General features: G+C 33.3%; 2 protein-coding genes. Both read right to left on the reverse strand.

Going from position 1 to position 1,902, the window contains the following annotated elements:
* Positions 1–443, reverse strand: a 443-nt coding sequence (locus tag B3J44_RS22675) for a glyceraldehyde 3-phosphate dehydrogenase NAD-binding domain-containing protein (protein ID WP_286971592.1), incomplete at its 3' end; no start/stop codon positions are given.
* 93 nt (positions 444–536) lie between these two features.
* Entirely contained in the window at positions 537–1,523 is a 987-nt protein-coding gene (gene pfkA, locus B3J44_RS22680) for a 6-phosphofructokinase (protein ID WP_198856319.1), read from the reverse strand.
* Positions 1,524–1,902: the final 379 nt, after the last annotated feature.

Raw genomic sequence — 1,902 nt, forward strand, 5'->3', positions numbered from 1 at the left:
TTAGAAACAACTAAATCAGAAGCTTTTGCAGTTTCGTGGTTAACTCCCATTACAAACATTGGAGCATCAGCAGAAGGAGCAGAAATGATAACTTTCTTAGCACCACCTTTTAAGTGCTCACTTGCAGTTTCGATAGTTGTGAAGATACCAGTACATTCAGCTACTACATCTACATCAACTTCGTTCCATTTTAAATCAGCAGGATTTCTTTCTGCAGTGATACGGATGTTTCTTCCGTTTACATATAATTTTCCTTCTTTAACTTCTACAGTTCCGTTGAAACGACCGTGAACTGAATCATATTTTAATAAATAAGCTAAGTGATCTACGTCTAACAAGTCATTGATTGCAACAACTTCTACATTATCTCTATTGAAAGACTCTCTAAAAACGATTCTTCCGATACGTCCAAATCCGTTTATTCCTAATTTTACTTTTGACATTTTACTAAATTTTTGCTTTTGTTTTTATTACACTAATTCAAAGTCTAATTTCCTCACAATAAACTTCTCTTTCTTTTTTAAACTTTATATTGGTTATGTCGACATGATGTCAGACACTCTTAACAATTCTCTATCAATTTCTGATTTACCTTTAATAGCTTGCTCAAGTGGTGTTAAGATTACTTTATCTTCGCGAAGTCCAACCATATAGTTCGATTTTCCTTCAATTAAAGATTCTACAGCTTTAACTCCTAAACGGCTTGCTAAAACACGGTCAAAACAAGATGGAGAACCACCACGCTGCATGTGTCCTAACACAGAAACACGCACATCGTATTCTGGCAAATTAGCTTCAACATAATCTTTTAATTCGAATACGTTTTTACCAATTTTATCTCCTTCAGCAATTACAACAATACTAGATGATTTTCCTGATGCTTTACTTTTTTGAAGCGAATCTAAAAGACGATCTAAACCTAAATCTTCTTCAGGAATAAGAATTTCTTCTGCTCCTGCACCAATACCAGCGTTAAGAGCAATATGACCTGCATCTCTACCCATAACCTCTACAAAGAAAAGACGGTTATGAGAACTTGCAGTGTCTCTAATTTTATCAATACAGTCTACAACAGTATTTAAAGCAGTATCATACCCTAAAGTAAAACTTGTACCATAAATATCATTATCGATTGTACCTGGAATTCCCATAACTGGGAAATCAAATTCTGAATTAAAAATTAATCCTCCAGTAAAACTACCATCACCACCAATAACAACCAAAGCATCAACACCTGCCTTAACAAGGTTGTCGTGTGCTTTTTTTCTACCTTCAGGGGTTCTAAACTCAACTGAACGAGCCGATTTCAAGATCGTTCCACCTTTGTTTACAATATTATTTACGCTTCGTGGTCCCATCTCCTTGAAGTCTCCTTCAATCATTCCTTGATACCCTCTATAAATTCCGATGCATTCTATATTATGGTATGCGCAAGTTCGAACAACTGATCGTATTGCAGCATTCATTCCAGGTGAATCTCCTCCTGAGGTAAGAACACCTACTTTTTTTATTGTTTTTGGCATTATTTAAGTATTAAAGTGTAAAATTAGCAAACATTCAGCACTTTTCGGGTTACGATTATCATAAATTAATAAAATCTGTTAAATTCAAACGTTTTCGTTAATAAGTTTTTTCTAGGAAAAAATTTCATTAAAAATAATAAAACGCTATTTTTTTAATTAAATCGTCAAAATTAACAATACCCTGATGAAGTGTTATAAAAATCAGAATTTCCCGCTCACATGGAAAATTTTTATTAGAGTGCCTAAATTTAGCACAAAAAAAACCATTATGAGAATAATGGTTTTATAAATGCCGATTTTTAACAAAGTGTTAATAATCGTTATCTGGAATCAATCCTTGATTATTAGTTGGTGTCTGCTGTTCTTTTTTCTTCTTTTC

This window comes from Flavobacterium sp. UBA4854, assembly GCF_002399805.1.
GTDB lineage: Bacteria > Bacteroidota > Bacteroidia > Flavobacteriales > Flavobacteriaceae > Flavobacterium > Flavobacterium ginsengisoli.

What these genes read in the sequence shown, in the direction of transcription:
- pfkA (WP_198856319.1), bottom strand. Translation starts at nt 1,523, where the DNA reads ATGCCAAAAACAATAAAAAAAGTAGGTGTTCTTACCTCAGGAGGAGAT.